We start from the raw sequence: 23,277 nt of genomic DNA, 5'->3' as shown, positions 1-23,277 counted from the left end.
GCAGGATGGGAGTGTGCTGCGCATCGACGACCCCACGTTCACCTGGCCGCTGCTGACCCTCGACGAGGCGGCGCTGGACCACAACATCGCGACCGTCGCGCGCGTGCTCGCCGAGAACGGCGTGGAGCACGCACCGCACGTCAAGACGCACATGTCCCGCGAGATCTGGGAGCGGCAGGTCGCGGCCGGGGCGTGGGGCGCCACCGTGGCCACGCCCGCGCAGCTCCGGACGGCGCTCGGCTGGGGCGTCCCCGGTGCGGGGCGCCGCGCCTTCCTCGCGAACGAGCTCGTCGATCCCCGCGACATCGCCTGGCTGCGGGCGGCGCTCACCGACGGAGCTGCCGGCCGGGCCGCCGGCCGGGCCGCCGACGAGGTCTGGGTGTACGTGGACTCTGCCCGGGGCGTCGACCTGCTCGCCGCGGGGTTCTCGGGCGCGGCGCCCGCGGACGCCGCACGCCTGGGCGTGCTCGTGGAGCTCGGTGTGCCAGGAGGCCGCACCGGAGTACGCACGGTCGCCGACGCGGTGGCCCTCGCCGGCGAGGTGCGTGCCGCGGGCCTGCGGCTGGTCGGCGTAGCCGGCTACGAGGGGCCGGTGGCGGGCGGGACCAGCGACGAGGAGCTGGCCGCCGTCGGCCGGTGGTGCGACGAGCTGCGGGAGACCGGCGCCGGGATCGCGGGCCTCGTCGACGGTCCGGTCGTGCTGAGCGCGGGCGGCAGCGCGTTCGCTGACGTCGTCACGCGCCACCTGGCGGCCCCTGTCCAGGACGCGTCGGGCGAGACCGTGCCGACCCGGGCAGTCGTGCGCTCCGGTGCGTACGTGACGCACGACCACGGGCACTACCGGCGTGCCGATCCGTGGACGCGGCTGGGCGCTCCGGCGCTGCGGCCCGCGATCCGGGTGTGGGCCTCCGTGCTGTCCGCGCCGGAACCCGGCCTGGTCATCTGCGGCATGGGGCGCCGGGACGTGTCGTTCGACATCGACCTGCCGACGCCGCTCGTCGTGCGCCGCGTGGACGCCGCGGGCCGCCTGGGCGAGCGGCGCGAGCTGACCGACGTGCTGGTGACCGCGCTCAACGACCAGCACGCCTACCTCACCGTGGGGGCCGCGAGCGAGGGGGCGCTGCGTCCGGGCGACGTGGTCGAGTTCGGCATCTCGCACCCGTGCACCACGTTCGACAAGTACCGCACCGCCCTGGTGACCCGCGGTGACGAGGTCGCCGAACAGGTCGCGCTCGACTTCTGAGCCGGCGTACACCCGAGCGCCCAGATCGACTCCCGACGTACCGGACCGCCTGACGTACCGGACCCACCGCACGACCCGAGCAAGGAGCACCCCATGACCGCGAAGGACGCCATCACCACCCCGGACGCCCCCGCACCCGCGCACACGTTCCACCAGGGCGTACGCAAGGGGCCGTTCGTCCAGGTCTCGGGGCAGGGCCCCATGGACCCGGCGACGGGGGAGTACGTGCACCTCGGCGACGTGGCCGCCCAGACCACACGCACGCTGGAGAACGTGCGGGCGATCGTCGAGGCGGGCGGCGCGACGTTCGACGACGTCGTGATGCTGCGGGTCTATCTCCTCGAGCGCGACGACTTCGCGGCGATGAACGAGGCCTACGGCGAGTTCGTGACGAAGCACTGCCCGAGCGGCGTGCTGCCGAGCCGGACCACCGTGTTCGCGGGCCTGCCGCGCGAGGAGATGCTGGTCGAGATCGACGCGCTGGCGATCACCGACTGAGCGGTTCCGAGCGCAGTCCGCCCCGCCGAACCGGATCAGTCGGTGACTGCCGGCTCCGCGACGACCGGCGTCGGTCCCTCCGGGCGGTTCTTGGCGACCTGCCGGCGCACGCCGACGACCGCGAGCAGCACCAGCCCGGCCACGGCGAGCCACGGGACGATCGCACCGAGCACCAGGACCACCACGTTGAACGTGCTCACCAGCGCGCTCCATCCCGCGGACAGGCCACCGAGGAACCCGCCCGGCCGGGCCTGCGCCGCAGGTGTGCCCTCGGCGACGATCTCGACGTGGAGCGTGGACATCGCGACCTCGTCCGAGAGCCGGCTGCGCTCGGAGACGCGGGAGTCCAGCTCGGCCTGGCGCTCGGCGAGCTCGGCCTCGATCTCGATGAGGTCGGCGGTGCGGTCGGCGTCCGCCATGAGCTCGCGGAGCCGGTCGGTCGAGGTGCGCAGCGCCGCGATGCGGGCGTCGAGGTCCTGTGCGGTGCCCGTGACGTCCACCGTCTCGACGTGCCGGTCGCGCACGTCGCCGAGCTCGTCGAGCGCGTCCAGCGTGGCGGAGACCCGGTCGGCGGGGATGCGGAGGGTCATCGACGCGCTGCCGGGCTCGTCGTCGGTCCCGGCACGTTCGTCGCGGGCCTCCACCCGGCCGCCGGCCGCCTCGACGAGGTCGGCGATCTGCTCCGCCGCGTCGAACGGGTCGTCGACGGCGAGCGTCGCGTTGCCGGTGGTGATGAGCTCCCGGTTGATCGCTTCCTCCGGGGCCTCGGCGAGACCGACGGCACCCGTCGCCCCGGTGACCGCGTCCTCGGCCGCGCCCGGTGCTACTGCCTCGCTGCGGGCGCCGTCGCTGTCCGTTGCCGCGTCGACCCCGCTGCCGGACTCGCCCGCACCACTGCCCGAGCAGGCAGCGAGGGCGACCACGAGGGTCGCCCCGACGGCCGCTGCCAGGAGGTGATGGGCGAGTCGGCGAGCGGGCGTGCCCACGTCCCCCCTGGCTGACCGGTTGCGCTTCATGGGACGAGCGTATGAGGCCGACAGGGCTGGAACCGACCCCACCTGAGAACTGTGATCCCTTTGTGAACTTGTGGGCCCCCTGACCCGATTTTTCATCGGTTTTGCGCGGTTTTTGATCACGCTGCGGTCACGCCGTGCCGGGTGGGCCCAGGTACGGCAGTCTCGGATTCGTCAGGTACGTGAAGTAATCCAGAGACGGCGGCAGAGTGCGTCCGAAGCCCAGGGCAACGGTGACCCACGTAACAGTCGTGTTACGGGTCATGCCGGGTGATGGACAGCGACTCTGTTAAGGAGGTCTACTAACAAACATGGCGACGACGACAGAACGCAACGGCACCGGGCGAGGGCTCGGCGCACGCCTGCGCGCCACGTCCAAGGTGCTCCCGGAGCACGCCAGGGCGCACAACCGCTCGCTCGTGCTGCAGCACCTCTTCCACGAGGGGCCCACCTCACGGGCCGACCTCGCGCGAGCGACCTCGCTCACCCGCGTCACCATCTCGGACCTGGTCTCGGTGCTCATCACCGAGGGCCTGGTGGAGGAGCTCGGCACACGCCCCGGCCAGCGCGTCGGCAAGCCGGCCATCCTGGTGGGCCTGCGGGCCGACGCCTACCAGATCGTGGCCGTCGACCTCACCGAGTACGGGCGCATGCGTGGTGCCGTCCTCAGCCTCACGGGCGAGATCGTGGTGCGTCGCCAGCTCGACATCGACGGCCGCACCGGGGACGAGCTCATCGACCTGCTCACGCGCTTCGTCCGCCGGCTGGTGGCCGCGGCGAACCACCCGGTGATCGGCGTCGGCGTGGGCTCGCCCGGCATCATCGACCTGGACGGCCGAGTCGTCGAGGCGCCCAACCGCGGGTGGTACGACGTGCGGCTCGCCGAGATCCTGGGCGAGCGCATGGGCCTGCCCGTGCACGTCGCGAACGACGCCAACACGGCGGCGCTCGGCGAGTTCACCTACGGCGGCGGCAGCTCCGGCATGCTCGTGGTCACGGTCGGCGCGGGTGTCGGAGCCGGCGTGGTGGTCGACGGCGTGCGGGTCCACGGCCAGGGTGACGCAGCGGGCGAGATCGGGCACGTCACCGTCGTGGACGACGGCGACGACTGCGCCTGCGGCCGGACCGGCTGCCTCGAGACCGTCCTGTCCGTACCCGCGCTGCGACGCGCGGTGGAGGGCCGGACCGAAGAAGATTCCGACGCCGCACTGGCGTCGGCAGGCCGGGTGCTGGGCGTGACCCTCGCCCCGGTCGTCAGCGCGCTCAACCTCACGGAGGTGCTGCTGAGCGGTCCACGCGACCTGCTCGACGGTCCCCTCCGGGAGGCCGCGCTGGACACCATCCGTCAGCGCACCATGCCGGCCATCAACTCGGGCCTGCAGCTACGGATGGCCGCACTCGACGAGGACGTGGTGCTGGCGGGGGCCGCCGTCCTCGTGCTTTCCGCCCAGCTGGGGGTCTCGTGAGCATCGATGCACACGTGTCGGCGGTAGGCATCTCATCGAGCTTCCACTCGAGTCATCACCATGCACCGCTTTTCATCAGGTACCGCGACACAAAGTCGTATCCCGGGAGGAACACACGTGAACAAGAACCGTCTCGTCGGCGCTGCGGCGTCGGCGATCACCCTGACCCTCGCGCTCAGCGCGTGCGGTAACGCGGGCGGCGCCGCGACCGCCGAAGAGACCGGACCCGGCGAGGTCCGGGTCTGGCTGGTCGGCACCGACACCCCTGACGAAGCTCGCGACTACCTCAAGAAGACCTTCGAGGAGCAGAACGAGGGCAGCACCCTCACCATCGAGGAGCAGTCCTGGGAGGGCCTCGTCGACAAGTACACGACGGCGCTGTCCGGCTCGGACGCCCCCGACGTGGTCGAGATCGGTAACACCCAGGCTGCCGCCTTCACCTCGGCGGGCTACTTCCGTGAGATCACCGCCGACGAGTTCGAGTCCCTGGGCGGCGACGACCTGCTGCCGGGCTTCGTCGAGGCCGGCGACTGGGAGGGCAAGCACTACGCCCTGCCGTACTACTCGGGCTCGCGCGTGGTCTTCTACTCCAAGCAGGTCCTCGGTGACACCCCGGTGCCGACCACGCTCGACGAGTACGTCCAGACCGCCGTCGACCTGAAGACGGACGACATGTCCGGCGTCTACTGGCCCGGCCAGGACTGGTACAACGCGCTGCCCTTCGTCTGGGAGAACGGCGGCTACGTCGCCGAGCAGGCCGACGACGGCACCTGGGACGCCGGCTTCTCCTCCGAGGGCGGCCTTGCCGGCCTGGAGCAGATCCAGACGATCATGACCGAGGGCAACAACGCCCCGGCCGACACCAACGAGACCGACCTGCAGGTGCCGTTCTGCGAGGGCAAGGTCGCCTTCCTCTCGGCGCCGAGCTGGATCCAGTGGTCCATCAACGCACCCGAGGAGCCGGAGGACCCCGAGGGTGTGCCGGGCTGCGCCTCGACCTACGGCAAGGACCTCGAGGGCATGGCCCTGCCGGGCAAGGACGGTGGCGCCGCGCAGGTGTTCGCCGGTGGCTCCAACATCGCCGTCGCGCAGAAGTCGGCTCGGCCGGACCTCGCGATGAGCGCCTACGAGATCATGCTCAGCGACGAGTACCAGACCATCCTCGCGGGTACCGGCCTCTTCCCGGCCAAGACCTCGCTCTTCGAGGCGGTCGACCAGGAGTCGTCGATCGGCCAGGCCGCCGCTGAGGCAGCCGCCAACGCCAAGCTCACGCCCGCCTCGCCGAAGTGGGCCGACGTGGAGGCCAAGATGCTGCTGCAGACCGCCTTCTCGAAGATCGCCTCCGGCGACGACGTCAAGACCGTCGCCGAGCAGCTCGACGCGGACATCGAAGCGGTCCTCAACGGCTGAGCCCCGAAGAAGCCGCAGGCTCAGCCGACACGGGTAGAGCCTGACGAGGTCACACCTTCCCGTCCCGCCCGGCGCGACCCAGATCGTCCGGGCGGGACGGGACACCATTGCCCGCCGGGCGGCCGCACGCCCACCTCCGAGGAAGACAGGACATGAGCCTTCTCGAGGAATCCCCCGCGACGACGTCGTCGCGCCAGCTGATCCGGCAGAAGCGCCGGCCGTCCTACCTGCCCTGGCTCCTGCTCTCGGCGACCATGATCCTGCTCGGCGTGATGACGGGATATCCCGTTCTGCGTCTGCTGGTCATGTCGTTCCAGGAGTACGAGCGGGCCCAGCTCATGGGCGTGCCCGCCGAGTGGGTGGGTTTCGACAACTACGCGGCGGTACTGACCGACGTCGAGGGCTTCTGGACGGTGCTGGGGCGCAGCTTCGTGCTGATGGTCGTGCTCGTGGTCACCACGATGGTGCTCGGCATGCTTGTGGCTCTGCTCATGATCCGGGTCGGCAAGGGCCTGCGTCTCCTGGTCTCCGTCGGCCTGCTGCTGGCGTGGGCCATGCCGCAGCTCGCGGCCACCACGGTGTGGGGCTGGGTCTTCGACACCCAGTACGGCGTGGTGAACAACCTGCTCACCGCGATCACCGGCGACCGGTGGTTCGGGCACTCCTGGCTCATCAACCCCTGGTCGTTCTTCCTGATCCTGACCTTCATCGTGGTCTGGGGCGCCGTACCGTTCGTCGCGTTCACGCTCTACGCGGGCCTCACCCAGGTCCCCGGCGAGGTGATGGAGGCCGCGCAGCTCGACGGCGCCAGTGCGTTCCAGCGCTTCCGGCTCATCCAGGTGCCCTACGTGCGCAGCATCATCACGGTGCTCGTGGTGCTGTCGATGATCTGGGACCTGAAGCTGTTCACCCAGGTGTTCGTGCTGCAGGACATCGGCGGCGACCGCGACCTGACCAACACCATCGGCGTGTACATCTACCAGACGGGCATGGCCCAGGGGCACTACGGCCTGGCGAGCGCCGTCGGCGTCATCTTCGTGATCGTCATGCTGGCCATCTCGTTCACCTACGTGCGGCGCACGCTGCGGGAGGAGGAGCTGTGATCAAGATCCGCAAGCGTCTCGCCGACACGGGGTTCGGCACCCTCGCCCTGATCGTCTTCGCGTTCTCGGCCTTCCCCGTGTACTGGATGGTCAGCACGTCGTTCCTGCCCAACAGCCGGATCCGCGGGGAGGACCTCGCGTTCTTCCCGACACCGGACCTGTTCACGCTGGACAACTACCGGGCCGCGATGTTCGGCGAGCAGCGTGCACCGTTCCCGCCGGCCGTGGTCAACTCGATCGGCGTCACCTTTCTCACCCTGGTGATCGCCCTGGTCGTGGGTTTCGTCGCGGCGCTGGCCCTGACCCGGTTCTCGTTCAAGGGCCGCCGGACGTTCATCGTGCTGATCCTGGTTGTCCAGATGATCCCCGGAGAGGCGATGATCATCTCGCTGTTCCGGATCATCGACGGCTGGCAGCTGCTCAACACGATCATCGGCCTCACCCTCGTGTACGCGGCAGGCGTGCTGCCGTTCACCATCTGGACGCTGCGCGGATTCGTCAACGGTGTACCCAAGGAGCTGGAGGAGGCGGCGATGATCGACGGGTGCTCCCGGGCCGGTGCCTTCTGGCGGGTCACGTTCCCGCTGCTCGCGCCGGGCCTGGTGGCCACGGGTGTGTTCGCGTTCATCCAGGCGTGGAACGAGTTCGTCATGGCGCTGGTGGTCATGCAGCGCCCCGAGGCGATGACTCTGCCGCTCTGGTTGCGCACGTTCCTGCAGGCCACGCAGGCCACCAACTGGGGTGCGGTCATGGCGGGATCAGTGCTCATCGCGATCCCCGCGGTGATCTTCTTCCTCATCGTGCAGGGTCGGATGACCGGTGGTCTGGTGTCCGGCGCGGTGAAGGGCTGATGGACAGCAAGTCCGGTACGGGCACGTCCGACCAGGGCGAGCCCGGCAAGCGAAAGGTCGGGATGGGAAAGGTCGGCAAGCGGAAAGGGAGTGCCCGGTCCGAGACGGGGCGGGAGCCCGCGTACACGGTCGGCCTCGACATCGGCGGGACGAAGATCCTCGGTGCGCTCCTGGACCCGGAGGGCGAGGTGGTCGGTACCGTGCGCCGCACGACGGTGCACGGCGCCGACGGGCTGGTGGCGGGTGCGGCTGCGGCGGTGCGCGACGTCATCGCGTCAGGTGGGGTCGAGCTCGTGCACCTGGCCGGCGTGGGGCTGGGTATCCCCGGCATCGTCGACCACCGGTCCGGCACCGTGAAGCATGCGGTCAACCTCGGCGTGCACGACGACGAGCTGGCGCTCGCCGAGCTGCTGTCCGACGAGCTGGGCGGGGTGCCCGTGGTGGTCGAGAACGACCTCAACGTGGCCGCCGTCGGCGCGGCGCACGTGCTGGAACGCTCGGGTGGCGAACGGGACCACGAGGACCTGGCGTTCCTGGCGCTCGGTACGGGGCTCGCGTCCGGCCTGGTGCTGGACGGGCAACTGCGCCGCGGCGTGAGCGGTGCGGCCGGCGAGATCGGCCACATCCCCGTGGACCCGCTCGGGCCGGAGTGCAGCTGCGGGCAGCGCGGCTGCCTGGAGCGGGTCGCGTCGGGCAAGGCCCTGGAGGCGGCGTGGCCGTCGCGCCACGGCAAACCGTCGCCGGTGGAGCTGTTCGAGGCGGCCCGCGCGGGCGACCAGGCGGCGATCGTGGTCAAGGACCGGTTCGCCGAGGCCACCGCTTCGGCGGTGCGGCTGCTCGTGCTGACCACCGACGTGCGCCACGTGGTGCTCGGGGGCGGCGTCGCGCAGCTCGGTGCAGAGCTCTTGGACGCCGTGCAGGACGCACTGCGCGAACAGGCCAAGGTGTCGCCGTTTCTCGGGTCGCTCAAGCTGGCCGAACGGGTCCAGCTGGCCCCGACGCACGTTCCGGTCGCGGCGGTAGGCGCCGCGGTCCTGGGGAGGAGGAACTGATGGAGGTTGTGATCGCGCCGGCGGGCGAGCTGGCACGGCTGGCGGCGGATGCCGTCGAGGGGCTGCTGCGGGCGAAGCCCGAGAGGGTGCTGGGGCTGGCTACCGGGTCGTCGCCGCTGGCGGTGTACGACGAGCTGGCGCGCCGGCATCAGGAGGGGCTCTCGTTCGCGCGGGCCCGCGCCTTCATGCTGGACGAGTACGTGGGCCTGGCTGCGGATCATCCGGAGCGGTACCGCAACGTGATCGAGCGGGAGTTCGCCTCCCGGGTGGACTTCGCTCCCGGCGCGGTCCAGGGCCCGGACGGGCTCGCGCAGGACCTCCCGGCGGCGTGCGCCGCGTACGAGGCGAGCATCGCCGAGGCCGGGGGCGTGGACCTGCAGCTGCTGGGTATCGGCACGGACGGGCACATCGCGTTCAACGAGCCCGGCTCCTCGCTCGCGTCGCGTACCCGGATCAAGACGCTGACGAAGCAGACCCGCGAGGACAACGCGCGGTTCTTCGGTGGGTCGGTCGAGCAGGTGCCGCGGCACTGCCTGACCCAGGGGCTGGCGACGATCATGTCGGCGCGGCACCTGGTGCTGCTGGCCTCGGGGCGGGCCAAGGCCGAGGCGGTCCACCAGCTGGTCGAGGGTCCGGTCTCGGCGATGTGGCCCGCGACGATCATGCAGCTGCACCCGCATGCCACGGTGCTCGTCGACGACGCGGCGGCCTCCCGCCTCCAGCTCGCCGACTACTACCGCCAGACCTACGCCGACAAGCCCGACTGGCAGGGCCTCTGACCGGTCACAGGTAGTTGCCCGCGACCGGGGCGGGCTTCCACCGGCCGGACGTCGCCACGTCGGTGACCCGGTCGGTCGTGAGCTCGTCGGGGCCGTGCTCCAGGATCGAGCGGCGGGCGACCTCGCGCAGGTCAGCGCCCGTGGCACCGTCCAGGTAGGACGCCACCCGGGCGACGTCGACGCCGGAGTCCGGTGGCAGGAAGAGCCGCAGGATCTCGGTGCGCCCCGCCTGGTCCGGCGGCGGCACCTCGATGATCGTGTCGAAGCGGCCGGGCCGCTTCACTGCCGGGTCGAGGGACTCCGGGTCGTTCGTGGTGGCGACGGTGAGCACGTCGTCCGAGCTGCGCGTGCCGTCGAGGGCGTCGAGGAACTCGGCGAACGAGGTCTCGCCGCGCGCGCCCTTGGACGCCACCGAGTCGATCTCCTCCAGCACCACGAGGCACGGGCCCAGGCCGCGGATCTCCTCGTACAGCTCGGTCATCCACGTGCGCAGCACCTCGGCGGTGACGAGCACGACGGTGAGCGGCCCGGCGAGCTCCGTGGCGATCACCCGCGTGAGCTTGGTCTTGCCGACGCCCGGCTTGCCGGCGAGCAGCAGACCGCGCGACGTCGTGTGGCCGAGGGCGCGCAGGGCGTCGCGGCGCGTGGTGACGCTGGAGCAGAAGAGGTCGACCTCGTGCCACAGCTCGGGAGGCAGCACCACGTCGCCACGCACCTGCACGGTGTGCTTGACCGGGGTGAGCTCCACGGCACCCGTCGACGCCCGCGCCGACAGGACCCCGCCGCGGTACGGGTGGTCCACCTCCAGGGTGCGGGTCAGGTCCGCCAGCACCTGCTCGGCCAGCGCCAGGCCGCCCGGCGGGGTGAAGGCGGTGATCGTGGGCGTCCCGTACCGGTAGGCCACCTCGACGGCCACGGGCGTCTCGTACGCGGAACCGGCCGGGAAGAGGATGGTGGCCACGGCCGGCACGCTGACGGAGGTGCCGTTGCCGAGGTCGAGCGCGGCGCGCTGCGGTGCTCCGCCCGGGCCGAACACGGCCACGTCGTCCGGGTACCGCTCCACCCAGCGCTGGAGCGCGTAGGCGTGCAGCCGCTGCAGGGTCCGTGACATGTCGCGGGAGACGTTGACCAGCGTGCTCTCGTCGACGTCCCACCGGCGGGCGAGCCACTCGCTCGACGTGCGCGGTTCCTTGGGCCGTTCCGGGATGGGCCGGCCGAGCATGGCGGCCACCGCGGCTACCGCGCGGCGTGCGGCCTCGTCGTTGTCGCCGAAGTCGGGCCAGTCGGGCTCGGGCAGCTCGTCGATCGAACCCGCCAGGCCGTCTTCCAGACCGTCGGCCAGTGTGGTGGACAGGGTGTCGGCGAGGTGGGCCGGGGAGGCGGCGCCGTCGTCGGGCAGAGTGAGGCTCCTCTCGGGGTGGGGATGTGACATGCGTCAGTTATATCTGTGGTCACCGACACCACCGCAAGCAATTCCGCGCCCTGATCCTCCCGCTACCGCCCCGGAGCCGTCCCGGACCTGCCCCGGACCTGCCCCGAGACAGATCTCGGGGCGTGTCCCGCTGGAGTGGCTGTCGGTGGTCCCGCGTAGACTTCTCGCCATGACCGAACCACTCTCGAACCCGCAGGACGAGCCCAGTACGCAGGGCGGTACGAGCGTCCTCGAGCGCGAGGAGACCCGGGACGAGACGGAGCCCGGAGACCACGAACGCTTTGCGCACTATGTGCGCAAGGAGAAGATCATGCAGTCCGCCGTGAGCGGCAAGCCCGTGATCGCGCTCTGCGGCAAGGTCTGGGTGCCGGGCAGGGACCCGGGCAAGTTCCCGGTGTGTCCCCGGTGCAAGGAGATCTACGAGGGTCTCCGGGAACCGCAGGACGGCGGCGAGGGCGACTCTTCGAAGTGACGAGCCAGCCGCAGCAGCTGCCCCACACACCGTCGTCTGCGGCCGCTTCGTCGCTCAGCCCTGCCTTTCCACGCCGCGCCCCCTGGGGTACGGCGTCGAGTCTGCGCGCCTGGCAGGCGGAGGCCCTGGAGCTCTACCGCGAGAAGAACCCGCGGGACTTCCTGGCCGTCGCCACCCCCGGCGCGGGCAAGACGACGTTCGCGCTCCGGATCGCCACCGAGCTGCTCGAGCAGGGCGTGGTCCGGCGGGTCACCGTCGTGGCGCCCACCGAGCACCTGAAGACGCAGTGGGCCGACGCCGCCGCGCGTGTGGGTATCCGCATCGACCCGCACTTCAAGAACTCGCAGGGCCGGCACGGCTCGCACTACGACGGCGTCGCGCTCACCTACGCGCAGGTCGCGGCGAAGCCGGCGCTGCACCGTGCCCGCACGGAGGCCGCGCGCACCCTGGTGATCCTGGACGAGGTGCACCACGGTGGTGACGCCCTGAGCTGGGGTGACGCCGTCCGCGAGGCCTTCGAGGTGGCGGACCGCCGCCTGGCGCTCACCGGAACCCCGTTCCGCAGCGACACCTCGGCCATCCCGTTCGTCGAGTACGAGGCCGACGCCGAGGGCATCCGCCGGTCGAAGGCCGACTACACCTACGGCTACGGCGAGGCGCTGCGCGACCACGTGGTCCGCCCCGTCCTGTTCATGTCCTACGCGGGCGACATGCGCTGGCGCACCAAGATGGGCGACGAGGTCAGCGCGCGCCTCGGCGAGGCGATGACCAAGGACATGACCGGACAGGCGTGGCGCACCGCCCTGGACCCCGAGGGGCAGTGGATCCCTTCGGTGCTCACTGCCGCGGACAAGCGCCTCACCGAGGTGCGCCGCACGGTGCCCGACGCCGGCGGCCTCGTCATCGCGACCGACCAGGACAACGCGCGCGCCTACGCCACGCACCTGCAGGAGATCACCGGCAAGCGCCCCACCGTCGTCCTGTCCGACGACGAGGGCGCCTCCGGTCGCATCGAGGAGTTCGCGCAGGGCGAGGACCGCTGGATGGTGGCCGTGCGCATGGTGTCCGAGGGCGTGGACGTGCCGCGTCTCGCCGTGGGCGTGTATGCCACGAGCGCCTCGACGCCGCTGTACTTCGCCCAGGCGATCGGCCGGTTCGTACGCGCCCGAAAGCGCGGCGAGACGGCGTCGATCTTCCTGCCCAGTGTCGCGCCGCTGCTGAACCTGGCCGGCTCCATGGAGGAGGAGCGCGACCACGCGCTCGACCGGCCGCGCACGGCCGAGGAGCAGGGCATCGAGTACGACCCGGAGGCGGCGCTCGTCGCGGAGGCCAACCGGGAGGAGAAGGCGTCGAGCGAGCTGACCCAGGGCTCGTTCCAGGCGCTCGACGCCCAGGCCTCCTTCGACCGGGTCCTGTTCGACGGCGGCGAGTTCGGCACGAGCGCCGACCTCGGCTCCGCGGAGGAGCTCGACTTCCTCGGCCTGCCCGGGCTCCTGGAGCCCGACCAGGTGGCCACCCTCCTGCGGCAGCGCCAGGCCGACCACCTCAAGGCGCGCGGGGGAGCACCCACGTCCCGCGAGGTGGAGAACGAGCGGTCGGAGCAGGAGCACCGCCGCGCGGCCGAGCTGCGCAAGGAGCTGTCCAAGCTCGTCTCGGCCTGGGCCAAGCGGAGCGGGCAGCCGCACGGCATGGTGCACACCGAGCTGCGCCGCACGTGCGGTGGGCCCGAGGTGCCGCTCGCGACCGCCGACCAGCTCGCGGCACGCGTCGCCCAGGTCCGGCGTTGGTTCGTCGGGCAGAAGTAGTCCGGACCGATGAATTCAAGGAGCGCGACGATCCGCATGCTGAGACAAGAGGCCGCCACGACCCGGTTCACGCCACCCCGGTCGGCTCACTGGCCTACCGTGAGTGCATGACCGACGAGCTTCGGGGCATCGGCGCCCCGCTCACAGACTCGTGGCCAGCGTTCGACAACGGTGTCGATGAGCCCAGGCCGCTTCCCGCAGCACCCCTTCCGGCGGTGCGCCCGTCGGTCGCGCTCCTGACCGACCGCTATGAGCTGACCATGCTCCAGGCGGCGTTGGCGGACGGCACGGCGCACCGGCACTGCGTGTTCGAGGTGTTCACCCGGCGCCTTCCGGCCGGCCGCCGATACGGCGTCCTGGCGGGGACGGGCCGCGTTCTGGAAGCGCTGCCACACTTCGTGTTCGAGGACGCCGAGCTGGACTTCCTCGAGCAGAACGCCATCGTGGACCGCCGGACTCTCGACTACCTCGCGAACTACCGGTTCTCCGGGACCATCCAGGGGTACGTCGAGGGCGAGGTGTTCTTCCCCGGCTCGCCCGTGCTGCAGGTGGAGGGGACCTTCGCCGAGGCGGTGCTGCTGGAGACCCTGATCCTGTCGATCCTGAACTACGACTCGGCGGTGGCCTCGGCGGCGTCCCGCATGACGAGCGCTGCAGGCGCGCGCCCCGTGGTGGAGATGGGCTCGCGTCGCGCGAGCGAGCAGGCCGCCGTCGCGGCAGCCCGTGCGGCCGTGATCGGCGGCTTCGCCGGCACGTCGAACCTCGAGGCCGGGATGCGGTACGGGCTCGACACCATCGGCACCGCCGCGCACTCCTTCACGCTGCTGCACGATACGGAGCGGGACGCCTTCGCGTCCCAGGTCGACTCCCTGGGCCCCGGCACGACCCTGCTGGTCGACACGTACGACGTGCGGCAGGGCGTGGCGACCGCGGTCGAGGTGGCGGGCACCGGGCTGGGCGCGGTGCGCCTCGACTCCGGTGACCTCGGTGGCCTGGCCCAGGAGGTGCGCAAGCAGCTCGACGAGCTGGGTGCCCGGGAGACCAAGATCGTGGTGACGTCCGACCTCGACGAGTACGCCATCGCGTCCCTGGCCGCCGCGCCGGTGGACGTGTACGGCGTGGGAACGTCGCTCGTGACCGGCTCGGGCGCTCCGACCTGCGGCATGGTCTACAAGCTGGTCGCCCGTGCCGACTCGTCGGGCGTGCTCCAGCCGGTGGCGAAGGCGTCGGCCAACAAGGCGTCGGTGGGCGGGCGCAAGGCCGCGGCACGCCGGTACGGCCGCGACGGCCACGCCGTGGAGGAGATCATGGTGACCGGGCCCGATACGGCGGTGGCGGAGTGGACGCCCCAGAGCGACGATCTGCGCCCGCTGCTCGCGCCGATGGTCGTGGACGGTGCCGTCGACTCGCGCTGGGTGGGCCCCTACGGGGTGGCGAACGCGGCCATCAACCACGGCATGGTGCGGGCCGAGCTTCCGCGCGGTGCGCGGCGGCTGTCCGACGGTGACCCGGCGATCCCGACGGTCGATCTGCGCCTGGACGACCTCCTGGACTGAGGCAGGTCACAGCCCGGCGACAACTTCGCGAAAATCTCGGACAGAGGTGTCCAGGGGAGGGACGAAACCGCCTAGAGTGAGACTCGTGACTTCTTCCCCACCGCCGCTGCTCACGCCCATGGGGTCAGCCGGGACGGCCGTCGAGGAGGGCACCGAGGTGGGCATCGCCTCGGGGGTCGCCGACCCGTGGGTGACGATCGTCTGGAACGACCCGGTGAACCTGATGTCGTACGTCACGTACGTCTTCGAGAGCTACTTCGGGTACCCACGCGGCAAGGCAGAGCAGCTCATGACCCAGGTGCACAAGAACGGTCGAGCGGTCGTGTCCAGCGGCGGACGCGAACGCATGGAGGTGGACGTACAGGCGATGCACGGGTTCGGTCTGTGGGCGACGCTGCAGGAGTCGGGCGCGCGGGGAGCCGCATGACGCCGTTCCGCGCCATGCGGCGGGGCTACGAGGCCAGGTTCGAGCCGGTGGAACGAGTCGTCCTGGCGCGGGTGGCCCGCGACGTCGCCGAGATGCTCCGCGACGAGGCCGGTCTCGACCTGTTCCCCGACGGCGGCGACCTCGGGTTCTCGACGCACCCCGCGCCGGGCAAGGGTCAGGCGTGGGCGAACGGCCTGCTTGCGCCCGACGAGCTGACCGACGCCGACCTCGCCCGGCTCACCGGCGTCACGGGTGTGGGACGCGTTCCGACGGATCCCGCGGCGCGGCGGCTGCTGCCCGACGCGAGCAAGGACGACGCGGACATGGCGGGCGAGTTCCGCCGGCTCACGCAGAACGACGTGGCCCAGGCGAAGGTGGACCGGCTCGAGGCGTTCGCCGCCCTGCTCGACCTGCCGACGGGCGAGGACGCTCCCTCGCCGCTGGGCCGGCACGGTGCGCCGCCGCCGGTGCGGGTGCCGCGCGAGGAGGCCGAACGGTTCGCCGGAGCGCTCACCGACGTGCGGCTCGTGATCGCCGAGCGCCTCGGCCTGAAGTCGGACGACCAGGTCATGCAGCTCACCGACGAGATCATGTGGGATCGCCAGGCCGGCCGCGAGATCCCGGTGGCGACCGACGGGCGAGCGGCCCGGCGGTTCTGGTCCGGCGTGTTCGTCGCGGCAGGGTACGCGCAGGAGACCCTGATGGACGTGATGCTCGGCGAGCTGCGAGGGCGGCGCCCGCCGGGCGGGGTCGCTGCGTCCGAATGACTCCGGCTGAAGCGCTGACCTGCCCCAACGTGTCACGCGTCACGCGTGGCGCGGCTCACGAGCAAGGGTGACGGCACCTTGTCGTCGCTAGGCTTCACCCCGTGAACGACGCGCCCATCGGGATCTTCGACTCCGGCCTCGGCGGCCTCACGGTCGCGCGGGCCATCCTGGACCAGCTGCCCAACGAGCAGGTCCGCTACCTCGGCGACACCGTGAACAGCCCCTACGGTCCCAAACCGATCGCCGCCGTGCGCGCCATGGCGCTGGACGCCCTGGACCGGCTGGTGGCGGACGGCGTGAAGATGCTGGTCATCGCGTGCAACACGGCGTCGTCGGCGATGATGCGCGACGCCCGCGAACGGTACACGCAGCGCCACGGCATCCCCGTGGTCGAGGTCATCCTGCCGGCGGCCCGCGCCGCGGTGACCGCTACGCGCTCGGGCCGGATCGGCATCATCGGCACGCGGACCACCGTGCAGTCGCGCGCGTACGACGACGCCTTCCATGTCACCCCGGGCCTGACGATCACCAGCCAGGCCTGCCCGGAGTTCGTGCGCTTCGTCGAAGAGGGCCGGACGTCGGGCGCCGAGGTGCAGAAGTTCGCGCACGAGTACCTCGACCCGGTCAAGGCGGCCGGTGTCGACACGCTCGTGCTGGGCTGCACGCACTACCCGCTGCTCGCCGGTGCGATCTCCTACGTCATGGGTGCGGACGTCACGCTGGTGTCCAGCGCCGACGAGACCGCGAAGGACGTGTACCGCACCCTGGTGGCGCACGGCCTGGAGCGTGCGGCCGACGCGGGTGCCCCCGAGCACCGCTTCCTGACCACCGGCGACCCTGCTCCCTTCGGGCAGCTCGCCAGCCGGTTCCTCGGCCCCGAGGTGTCCCTCGTGGAGGCCGTCTGATGCGCCTGATCCCCATCGGGGTCTCCGGGTCGTTCCCGGGGCCGGCGACTCCCGCATCGTCGTACGTGGTGCGGGTGCCGGCCGCGGAGGCGGCCGCCGCGGGCTATGCGGCGCGCGACTGGAACGTGCTGCTCGACCTCGGCAACGGCGCGTTCGGTGCCCTGCAGCGGTTCATGGACCCCATGGAGCTTGACGCGGTGTCCATCTCGCACCTGCACCCGGACCACTGCGCCGACCTCTCGGGTCTGTACGTGTACCTGCGGTACCACCCTGAGCGCGGTTCGCTGCGGACGGGGCCGCGGGACGCGCCCCTGCCCGTCTACGGTCCGTCGACCGCTGAGCGCCACGTCGCGCTGTCCTACGGGCTGAGCGAGGGGGAGTCCATGGACAACGACTTCGCCTTCCGCTCGTGGGCGGAGCATCCGTCGGTCCAGGTGGGGCCTCTGACGATCGAGCCGCACCGGGTGTTCCATCCCGTCGAGACGTACGGCGTGCGGGTGACGGGACCGTCGGTGTCCGGCGGCATGACGACCCTTGCCTACACGGGCGACACCGACGCGTGCCCGTCCGTGGTGGAGCTGGCGCGCGGCGTGGACCTGCTGCTCAGCGAGGCCGCCTTTCTCGAGGGGCGCGACGACGGCGTCGAGCCCGGCATCCATCTCACGGGCCGCCGTGCCGGCCAGGTGGCGACCGACGCAGGGGCCCACCGGCTCCTGCTCACGCACCTACCGGTGTGGAACGACCCCGCGGACTCCCTGGCGGAGGCACGCGGCGCGTACGCGGGCCCCGTGGACGTGGCGGAGCCGGGCACGGTCTACGAGCTGTGACATGTCAGACGCACGGGTCACGGGAGCGACCCGGACGTCTGACAAGGCGTGGCGGTAGTTAGGGTGGTCGCATGACCTCCAGCACCAACGACATCGCGCGCGCCGACGGCCGCGCCACCGACCAGCTCCGCCCCGTGACGATCACCCGGGGATGGCTCGACGAGGCCGAGGGCTCGGTGCTCGTGGAGTTCGGGCGCACCCGCGTGCTGTGCGTCGCGTCGTTCACCGAGGGCGTGCCGCGCTGGCGCAAGGGCTCCGGCGAGGGCTGGGTCACCGCCGAGTACGCGATGCTGCCCCGCGCCACCAACGAGCGCAGCCCGCGCGAGTCCGTGAAGGGCAAGATCGGCGGCCGCACGCACGAGATCTCGCGCCTCATCGGCCGGTCGCTGCGCGCCGTGGTCGACATGAGCGCGCTCGGCGAGAACTCCATCGTGCTGGACTGCGACGTGCTGCAGGCCGACGGCGGGACGCGCACCGCCGCGATCACCGGCGCCTACGTGGCCCTGGTCGACGCGATCGCGTGGGGCCGCAAGCACGGACACATCAAGGGCGGCAAGCAGGTGCTCGCCGACTCCGTGTCCGCCGTGTCCGTCGGCATCATCGACGGCACCCCGATGCTCGACCTGCCCTACGTCGAGGACGTGCGCGCGGACACCGACATGAACGTGGTGGTCACGGGCGCCGGCAAGTTCATCGAGGTGCAGGGCACCGCCGAGCACGCGCCGTTCGACCGCGCCGAGCTCGACTCGCTGCTCGACCTCGCCGTCGGCGGCACGGCCGAGCTCGCCAAGATCCAGCAGGATGCGCTCGCCAAGGAGCTCTGAACGAGGCCGCGCGGCTCAGGCGCGCTGTGGCACTCCGTGCGCCGCCTGGGCCTACGCCGGCTGGGCCTGTGCTGCCTGGACCTGCGCGAGGACACTGTTCTCGCCGACGAACACGCTGCCGCCGTTGCGCACGGTGTCGGCGTAGCGGCGGAGCATCTCCACCTTGTTGTCGCGGACGAGGGCGATCCAGTCCGCCGGAGCGCCCGTGTCGGGGTCGTGCGTCGCGCTCCACTCGGCGATCTCGACCAGGACCGGGATCAGGCCGAGGCCACGATCCGTCAGGTCGTAGCGCACGCGACGCCGGTCCGCGGGGTCGGCGGACCGGCGCAGGATCCCCGCGTCGGTCAGCGAGTCGAGGCGGGCGGAGAGCACACTCGGCGAGATGGCCTCGTCGGACCCCAGGAACTCGTTGAACGTGTGCTTGCCGAAATAGACGACGTCGCGGACCACGAGCAGGGACCACGGGTCGCCGAACGTCTCCAGCCCGAAGTTCACCGGACAGGTGGACTTGCCGCTCGCCCGCTTCATCGTGCCCTCCCGTCCGGGGCCCTCGCCGTGCTCGGGCCCCTGTGCTTCCGCCTGGCTTCCTGACTGACTGACGTTCCCGGCCCCGGAGAACTCGTCGGAGCCGGACCGATGATTCCCCGCGACCCGCTCCGTCATCCCTTCATGATCACTACGAAGATCGTAGTGAAGTGATCGAGGGTTCACAAGGACCCGGGAGCTTCGAGGAGCAGAGAGATGAGTGCGAACGAGACACGGACGGTGTCGGACGGCGTGGCGAAGCTGCGCATGCAGGATCCCGAGGTGCGTACCTTCGCGCACCTCCTGGTGAACGTGAGCCTGGTGTCGGTGGTCAACTTCACCGTCTGGTTCGCGGTCACGTTCTGGGTGTACCTGGAGACGGGGTCGGTCTTCGCCGCCGGCGTCATCTCCGGCATCTTCCTGGTCGCGATGGTCTCGACCGGTGTGTGGTTCGGGTCGCTGGTCGACCACCACCGCAAGAAGACCGTGATGCAGGCGTCGGCGGCCGTGTCGCTGGCGTTCTATGCGGCGGCGCTCGGGCTCTACGTGACCACGCCCGCCGCGGTCTGGACCGAACCGGCGAACGTCCGGCTCTGGGCGCTCGTGCTGCTCGTGATGGCCGGCGTCATGGCGGGCAACGTGCGCGGCATCGCGATGACGACCGTCGTCACGGCGCTGTTCGACGAGTCGCGCCGCGACCGGGCCAACGGTCTCGTCGGCACGACGTCGGGCATCTCGCACCTCGTGACGTCGGTGATCAGCGGGCTGCTGGTCGCGTCGAGCGGGATGCTCGGCGTGCTGATCATCGCGGTGGCCGTGCTGGCCGCCGCCGTCGTGCACCTGCACCGGCTGCAGGTGCCGGAGTCGCTCGCGGAGGCAGCGGCCGCGGGCGAGCCCAAGAAGGTCGACCTGCGCGGGACCCTGCGGCTGGTGAGCCAGATCCCCGGCATGTGGGCGCTGATCGGCTTCACGCTGCTGAACAACCTGCTCGGCGGCGGGCTGATGGCGCTGGCCGACCCGTACGGGCTGTCGCTGATGTCGGTCCAGGCCTGGGGGTTCGCGTGGGGCGGGATCAGCGTGTTCATGATCCTGGGCGGGCTGGTGGTCGCCAAGCGCGGCGTGGGGCGCAACCCGTTGCGCACGCTGCTCGTGGTCAACCTGACCATGTGGGCGGCCACGTTCGTCCTGCCGATCCAGCACAGCGTGGTGCTGCTGGTGGCCGGGTTCGCGATCTACCTGTTCGTGATGCCCTTCGCCGAGGCGGCCGAGCAGACGGTGCTGCAGAAGGTGGTGCCGTACGAGCGGCAGGGGCGGGTGGTCGGGTTCGCGCACAGCGTCGAGATGGTGGCGGCGCCGCTGACGGCGTTCCTCATCAGCCCGCTCACCGAGTTCGTGTTCCAGCCCTTCATGACCGACGGCGCCGGCGCGGAACTGATCGGCGGCTGGTTCGGTACCGGGCCCGCCCGGGGGATCGCTCTGGTGCTCATGCTCCTTGCGGTTCTCGGCCTGGGACTCACGGCGGTGGCGCTCGCCAGCCGCCAGTACCGGACGATGAGCCGGCACTACCTGGACGGTGCGGCCGACGAGGACCAGCGTGCGGCCGGCGGGGAGCCGGTCGCGGACGCCGCCGTCGGGCAGCCGGAGCCGACCCTCGTGGGTGCGCCTGCCTGAGGACCTTCTGGGCGGACGGCGGCTGGCATGATCGGGGCATGGACTCCTCGATGGTGCCGGCCGCCGCCCGGATCGTTCTCGCGACGCACAACGCCAAGAAGGTCGGTGAGCTGCGGGCGATCCTTGCCGCGGCCGGTCTGGAGCTGCCGGACGGTGGCCTGGTCACCTCGGGCGAGGTCGGCGCGCCCGAGCCGGTCGAGGACGGCGTGACGTTCGCGGAGAACGCGCTCATCAAGGCGCGGGCGGTGTGCGCGGCGACCGGGCTGCCCGCGGTCGCCGACGACTCGGGGCTGGCCGTGGACGTGCTGGGCGGCGCCCCCGGGATCTTCTCCGCGCGCTGGGCGGGCAAGCACGGTGACGACGTGGCGAACCTCGAGCTCCTGCTCGGCCAGCTCGGGGACGTGCGCCCGGAGCACCGTCAGGCCGGGTTCGTGTGTGCCGCCGCGCTGGTCACGCCCGACGGACGCGAGGAGGTGCGCCTCGGCGAGATGCGGGGCGTGCTGGCGACCGCGCCGCGTGGCGCCAACGGCTTCGGCTACGACCCCATCCTGGTCCCGGACGAGACGGTCCCGGCCGAGACGGTCCCGGACGAGACGGTCCCGGACGGGACCGTGCCCGGGGCGGACGGGTCCGGCAGCGGAGCGAACGCCGACGGCGGTCGCCGACGGACCGCCGCAGAGCTCGACCCGGCGGAGAAGAACGCGATCTCGCACCGAGGCAAGGCGTTCCGCGCGCTGGCCCCGGCGATCCTCGAGGTGCTGCGCCCAGGCTGAGCGAAACCCGCTGAGTTCGGTCCGATGGGATGAGATCGGTCGGTCAACCGACCGATCTCATCCCATGCGACCGAACTCGCTCAGTTGGGTTCCTTGGTGGTGCCAGCAGGGTGCTCAGGCTGGGGTGCGGGGGCGGGCGCGGCGCACGGCCGCCACCACGCCGCGCCAGCCGAGCATCGTCAGCGCCAGGAACAGGGTGGTGACCAGGACGAACGTCCAGGCCACGCCCTGACCGGAGACATCGCGCAGCGCCAACCCGCCGAACACGGTCATGAACCAGACCAGCACGCCCGTCGGCCAGATGCGGGTCGGTTCGCGCCAGGCGCGGGTCAGGGCCCAGCCGAGCGCGGCCGCCAGCGCGAACGGCCACACCACGCGGCCGAGGGCAGTGATCATCGACCCGTCGTGCGATGCGATGCCGGTGACCGCGAAGACCAGGACACAGGCGGCGTCGGCCAGGACAGCGGGCCAGACCAGAACTCGAGCACTACTCACCGGTACATCCAACCAGACCCGTTGTGGGCGTGATCGCCGCTCCTGGCGCCGCGCGTAGTCGCAGCGATCACGCCCACCGTCAACGGGGGAGCTGGGCCGGAGGGTCGGGAACTAGGCCCGGGGAGCCGGGAAGCTACGCCCGGAGGGCCGGGAGCAGCTCCAGGTAGTCGGCGAACGCCGCCCGCACCTCGCCGGCCTCCAGTCCGAACCGCTCCAGCGAGTACTGGTGCGGCGCTCGCTGCTTCGGTGCCTCGCGCGCAACTGCCAGGTTCGCCTCGTCCTCGGCGCCCCAGTGTGCACCGAGCCGATCGAACAGCTCGGGGAGCACCGCCGCCGGGTCACCGGTGAGCCGCTCGTACGGCAGGTCGAGCACGACGTCGGAGCCCAGCTCGGCACGCTGGTCCAGGGCCCGCGACACCCCGCGCGACATGATCGCCAGCCACGTCCGGCCGGTCTCGGCCAGGTCCACCGCGTCCGGGCGCCGGTGCAGGCGTTCCGCGGCCTCGGCCAGGGAGCACAGGGACGCGAGCGCCACCTCGGGCGTGCGATGGGTCCACACGAAGCGGGCGTCGGGGAACACGTCGCGGATCGCGGCCATGTGGAACAGGTTGGCCGGGTGCTTCAGCACCCATCGTCGGGCGGGCCGTCGGAAGGCGAGCACCTGGAGCGCGTCGCGCAGGAACCGGTAGTCGGGCCGGTGGTCGAAGGTCTGGAGGCGTTCGACGTAGTCGGGCACGGGGATGGCGGAGGCGTGCAGCTCGGAGTGGGCCCGGATGAAGGTGTCCTCCTCCTCGGCCTCCGCGTAGAGCGGGTGGATGGTGTCCCACGTGGGGCTGAGCCGCGACACCATGGCGTACTTCTTCCGGGTGCGCCGGATCAGCGCGGCCTCGGTGCTGCTGTCGACGGCGAGGCCCAGGTGGGTCATCTCCCAGAGCCTGGGTCCGCGGTGCTCGGGCGAGCGGGCCAGGAGGTTGTACGTGAGGGTGGTGCCCGTCCGGGGCATGCCGACCACGAACACGGGCGCCGTCACCGGCTGGTCGGCGATCTCGGGATGCCGGGTGTGCAGGTCGCCGACCACCGCGCGGTTCCGGATGCGGGAGTCCACCAGGGCCTGGCCTGCCATCCAGCCGAGCGGGCTCAGGCCGGGATGGTCGGCGAAGGCGCGCAGGACCAGCCGGAGGTGGTCGAGGTCGGCCGCGTACTCGGCGCTCAGGGGTGCGCGGCCGCGGGTGGCGTGCGCGACCATGCGGTCGAACACGGCGTCGGGGTCTCGGCGGGTGCGGGTACCGGGGGTGAGGAGCAGGTTGGTCAGGCGTAGGGCAGGCGTGGTCTGGGACAACGTCTTCTCCAGGGTCGGGCGCGCGCCGGCGGGCAGGACTATTG

At 71.5% G+C, this 23,277-nt stretch carries 23 protein-coding genes; 18 read left to right on the top strand and 5 right to left on the bottom strand.

Annotated elements, in window-relative coordinates; translation table 11 throughout:
- Positions 1-13: 13 nt before the first annotated feature.
- Both ACFSL2_RS10755 and ACFSL2_RS10750 read left to right on the top strand, forming a co-directional pair.
- A complete protein-coding gene (locus ACFSL2_RS10755) occupies positions 14-1,243 on the top strand; it encodes an alanine racemase (protein ID WP_377197855.1) in 1,230 nt (409 codons plus the stop codon).
- 93 nt (positions 1,244-1,336) lie between these two features.
- Positions 1,337-1,741, top strand: a complete 405-nt coding sequence (locus ACFSL2_RS10750) for a RidA family protein (protein WP_377197854.1) — start codon at positions 1,337-1,339, stop codon at positions 1,739-1,741.
- Positions 1,742-1,776: 35 nt separating this feature from the next.
- Here the strand turns inward: ACFSL2_RS10750 and ACFSL2_RS10745 are convergent, their stop codons facing one another.
- Positions 1,777-2,757, bottom strand: a complete 981-nt coding sequence (locus tag ACFSL2_RS10745) for a DUF4349 domain-containing protein (protein ID WP_377197853.1) — start codon at positions 2,755-2,757, stop codon at positions 1,777-1,779.
- Between the two features lie 308 nt (positions 2,758-3,065).
- Between ACFSL2_RS10745 and ACFSL2_RS10740 the strand changes: the two genes are divergently transcribed.
- From ACFSL2_RS10740 to nagB, 6 genes are all read left to right on the top strand, one after another.
- Complete coding sequence (locus ACFSL2_RS10740; RefSeq protein WP_377197852.1) at positions 3,066-4,220, top strand: ROK family transcriptional regulator; 1,155 nt, start codon at positions 3,066-3,068, stop codon at positions 4,218-4,220.
- Positions 4,221-4,337: 117 nt separating this feature from the next.
- The gene (locus ACFSL2_RS10735; RefSeq protein ID WP_377197851.1) at positions 4,338-5,630 is read left to right on the top strand and encodes an extracellular solute-binding protein; all 1,293 of its coding nucleotides are present in this window, start codon (positions 4,338-4,340) and stop codon (positions 5,628-5,630) included.
- Between the two features lie 152 nt (positions 5,631-5,782).
- On the top strand, positions 5,783-6,733 hold the full coding sequence (locus ACFSL2_RS10730; protein WP_377197850.1) for a carbohydrate ABC transporter permease: 951 nt from the start codon (positions 5,783-5,785) through the stop codon (positions 6,731-6,733).
- Positions 6,730-7,584 carry a carbohydrate ABC transporter permease gene (locus ACFSL2_RS10725; protein ID WP_377197849.1) on the top strand — a complete coding sequence of 285 codons (855 nt, stop codon included), beginning with the start codon at positions 6,730-6,732 and terminating at the stop codon, positions 7,582-7,584. Before ACFSL2_RS10730 ends, ACFSL2_RS10725 begins: the two co-directional genes overlap by 4 nt.
- A complete protein-coding gene (locus tag ACFSL2_RS10720) occupies positions 7,584-8,636 on the top strand; it encodes an ROK family protein (RefSeq protein WP_377197848.1) in 1,053 nt (350 codons plus the stop codon). The genes ACFSL2_RS10725 and ACFSL2_RS10720 overlap by 1 nt, the downstream gene beginning before the upstream one ends.
- Entirely contained in the window at positions 8,636-9,415 is a 780-nt protein-coding gene (gene nagB / locus ACFSL2_RS10715; protein WP_377197847.1) for a glucosamine-6-phosphate deaminase, read from the top strand. Before ACFSL2_RS10720 ends, nagB begins: the two co-directional genes overlap by 1 nt.
- A 4-nt stretch (positions 9,416-9,419) precedes the next feature.
- Here nagB and ACFSL2_RS10710 read toward each other — a convergent pair whose 3' ends face one another.
- The gene (locus ACFSL2_RS10710; protein WP_377197846.1) at positions 9,420-10,847 is read right to left on the bottom strand and encodes an AAA family ATPase; all 1,428 of its coding nucleotides are present in this window, start codon (positions 10,845-10,847) and stop codon (positions 9,420-9,422) included.
- 169 nt (positions 10,848-11,016) lie between these two features.
- Here ACFSL2_RS10710 and ACFSL2_RS10705 point away from each other — a divergent pair, with 169 nt between their 5' ends.
- The 8 genes from ACFSL2_RS10705 to rph all read left to right on the top strand — a co-directional run bounded on the left by ACFSL2_RS10705 (position 11,017) and on the right by rph (position 18,430).
- Complete coding sequence (locus ACFSL2_RS10705) at positions 11,017-11,319, top strand: DUF3039 domain-containing protein (protein ID WP_377197845.1); 303 nt, start codon at positions 11,017-11,019, stop codon at positions 11,317-11,319.
- Positions 11,316-13,124: a DEAD/DEAH box helicase gene (locus tag ACFSL2_RS10700; RefSeq protein WP_377197844.1), complete on the top strand. Its 1,809-nt coding sequence runs from the start codon at positions 11,316-11,318 to the stop codon at positions 13,122-13,124. Before ACFSL2_RS10705 ends, ACFSL2_RS10700 begins: the two co-directional genes overlap by 4 nt.
- A 107-nt stretch (positions 13,125-13,231) precedes the next feature.
- A complete protein-coding gene (locus tag ACFSL2_RS10695) occupies positions 13,232-14,680 on the top strand; it encodes a nicotinate phosphoribosyltransferase (RefSeq protein ID WP_377197843.1) in 1,449 nt (482 codons plus the stop codon).
- Positions 14,681-14,798: 118 nt separating this feature from the next.
- Positions 14,799-15,107 carry an ATP-dependent Clp protease adapter ClpS gene (gene clpS, locus ACFSL2_RS10690; protein WP_377200800.1) on the top strand — a complete coding sequence of 103 codons (309 nt, stop codon included), beginning with the start codon at positions 14,799-14,801 and terminating at the stop codon, positions 15,105-15,107.
- Positions 15,104-15,874 (top strand): DUF2017 family protein, encoded by a 771-nt coding sequence (locus ACFSL2_RS10685; protein ID WP_377197842.1) that lies wholly within the window; start codon positions 15,104-15,106, stop codon positions 15,872-15,874. The genes clpS and ACFSL2_RS10685 overlap by 4 nt, the downstream gene beginning before the upstream one ends.
- 101 nt (positions 15,875-15,975) lie before the next feature.
- Positions 15,976-16,779 carry a glutamate racemase gene (gene murI / locus ACFSL2_RS10680; RefSeq protein WP_377197841.1) on the top strand — a complete coding sequence of 268 codons (804 nt, stop codon included), beginning with the start codon at positions 15,976-15,978 and terminating at the stop codon, positions 16,777-16,779.
- Positions 16,779-17,606, top strand: coding sequence for an MBL fold metallo-hydrolase (locus ACFSL2_RS10675; RefSeq protein WP_377197840.1), 828 nt, complete (start codon positions 16,779-16,781; stop codon positions 17,604-17,606). The genes murI and ACFSL2_RS10675 overlap by 1 nt, the downstream gene beginning before the upstream one ends.
- Before the next feature lie 71 nt (positions 17,607-17,677).
- A complete protein-coding gene (rph, locus tag ACFSL2_RS10670) occupies positions 17,678-18,430 on the top strand; it encodes a ribonuclease PH (protein ID WP_377197839.1) in 753 nt (250 codons plus the stop codon).
- 51 nt (positions 18,431-18,481) lie between these two features.
- On the opposite strand, the gene ACFSL2_RS10665 is transcribed toward rph, so the two are convergent.
- The gene (locus tag ACFSL2_RS10665; protein ID WP_377197838.1) at positions 18,482-19,093 is read right to left on the bottom strand and encodes a winged helix-turn-helix transcriptional regulator; all 612 of its coding nucleotides are present in this window, start codon (positions 19,091-19,093) and stop codon (positions 18,482-18,484) included.
- A 78-nt stretch (positions 19,094-19,171) separates the two neighbouring features.
- On the opposite strand from ACFSL2_RS10665, the gene ACFSL2_RS10660 reads away from it, so the two are divergent.
- Both ACFSL2_RS10660 and ACFSL2_RS10655 read left to right on the top strand, forming a co-directional pair.
- Positions 19,172-20,626: an MFS transporter gene (locus ACFSL2_RS10660; RefSeq protein WP_377197837.1), complete on the top strand. Its 1,455-nt coding sequence runs from the start codon at positions 19,172-19,174 to the stop codon at positions 20,624-20,626.
- Positions 20,627-20,664: 38 nt separating this feature from the next.
- A complete protein-coding gene (locus ACFSL2_RS10655; protein ID WP_377197836.1) occupies positions 20,665-21,399 on the top strand; it encodes a non-canonical purine NTP pyrophosphatase in 735 nt (244 codons plus the stop codon).
- Positions 21,400-21,513: 114 nt separating this feature from the next.
- Here the strand turns inward: ACFSL2_RS10655 and ACFSL2_RS10650 are convergent, their stop codons facing one another.
- Together ACFSL2_RS10650 and ACFSL2_RS10645 are read right to left on the bottom strand one after the other, a co-directional pair.
- Positions 21,514-21,894, bottom strand: coding sequence for a DUF3054 domain-containing protein (locus tag ACFSL2_RS10650; RefSeq protein WP_377197835.1), 381 nt, complete (start codon positions 21,892-21,894; stop codon positions 21,514-21,516).
- A 133-nt stretch (positions 21,895-22,027) separates the two neighbouring features.
- Complete coding sequence (locus ACFSL2_RS10645) at positions 22,028-23,233, bottom strand: sulfotransferase family protein (protein ID WP_377197834.1); 1,206 nt, start codon at positions 23,231-23,233, stop codon at positions 22,028-22,030.
- Positions 23,234-23,277: the final 44 nt, after the last annotated feature.

The sequence above is a fragment of the Promicromonospora aerolata genome (assembly GCF_042682255.1).
In the GTDB taxonomy this organism is placed as follows: Bacteria; Actinomycetota; Actinomycetes; order Actinomycetales; family Cellulomonadaceae; genus Promicromonospora; species Promicromonospora aerolata.
This window is presented reverse-complemented; position numbering and strand designations above follow the sequence as displayed.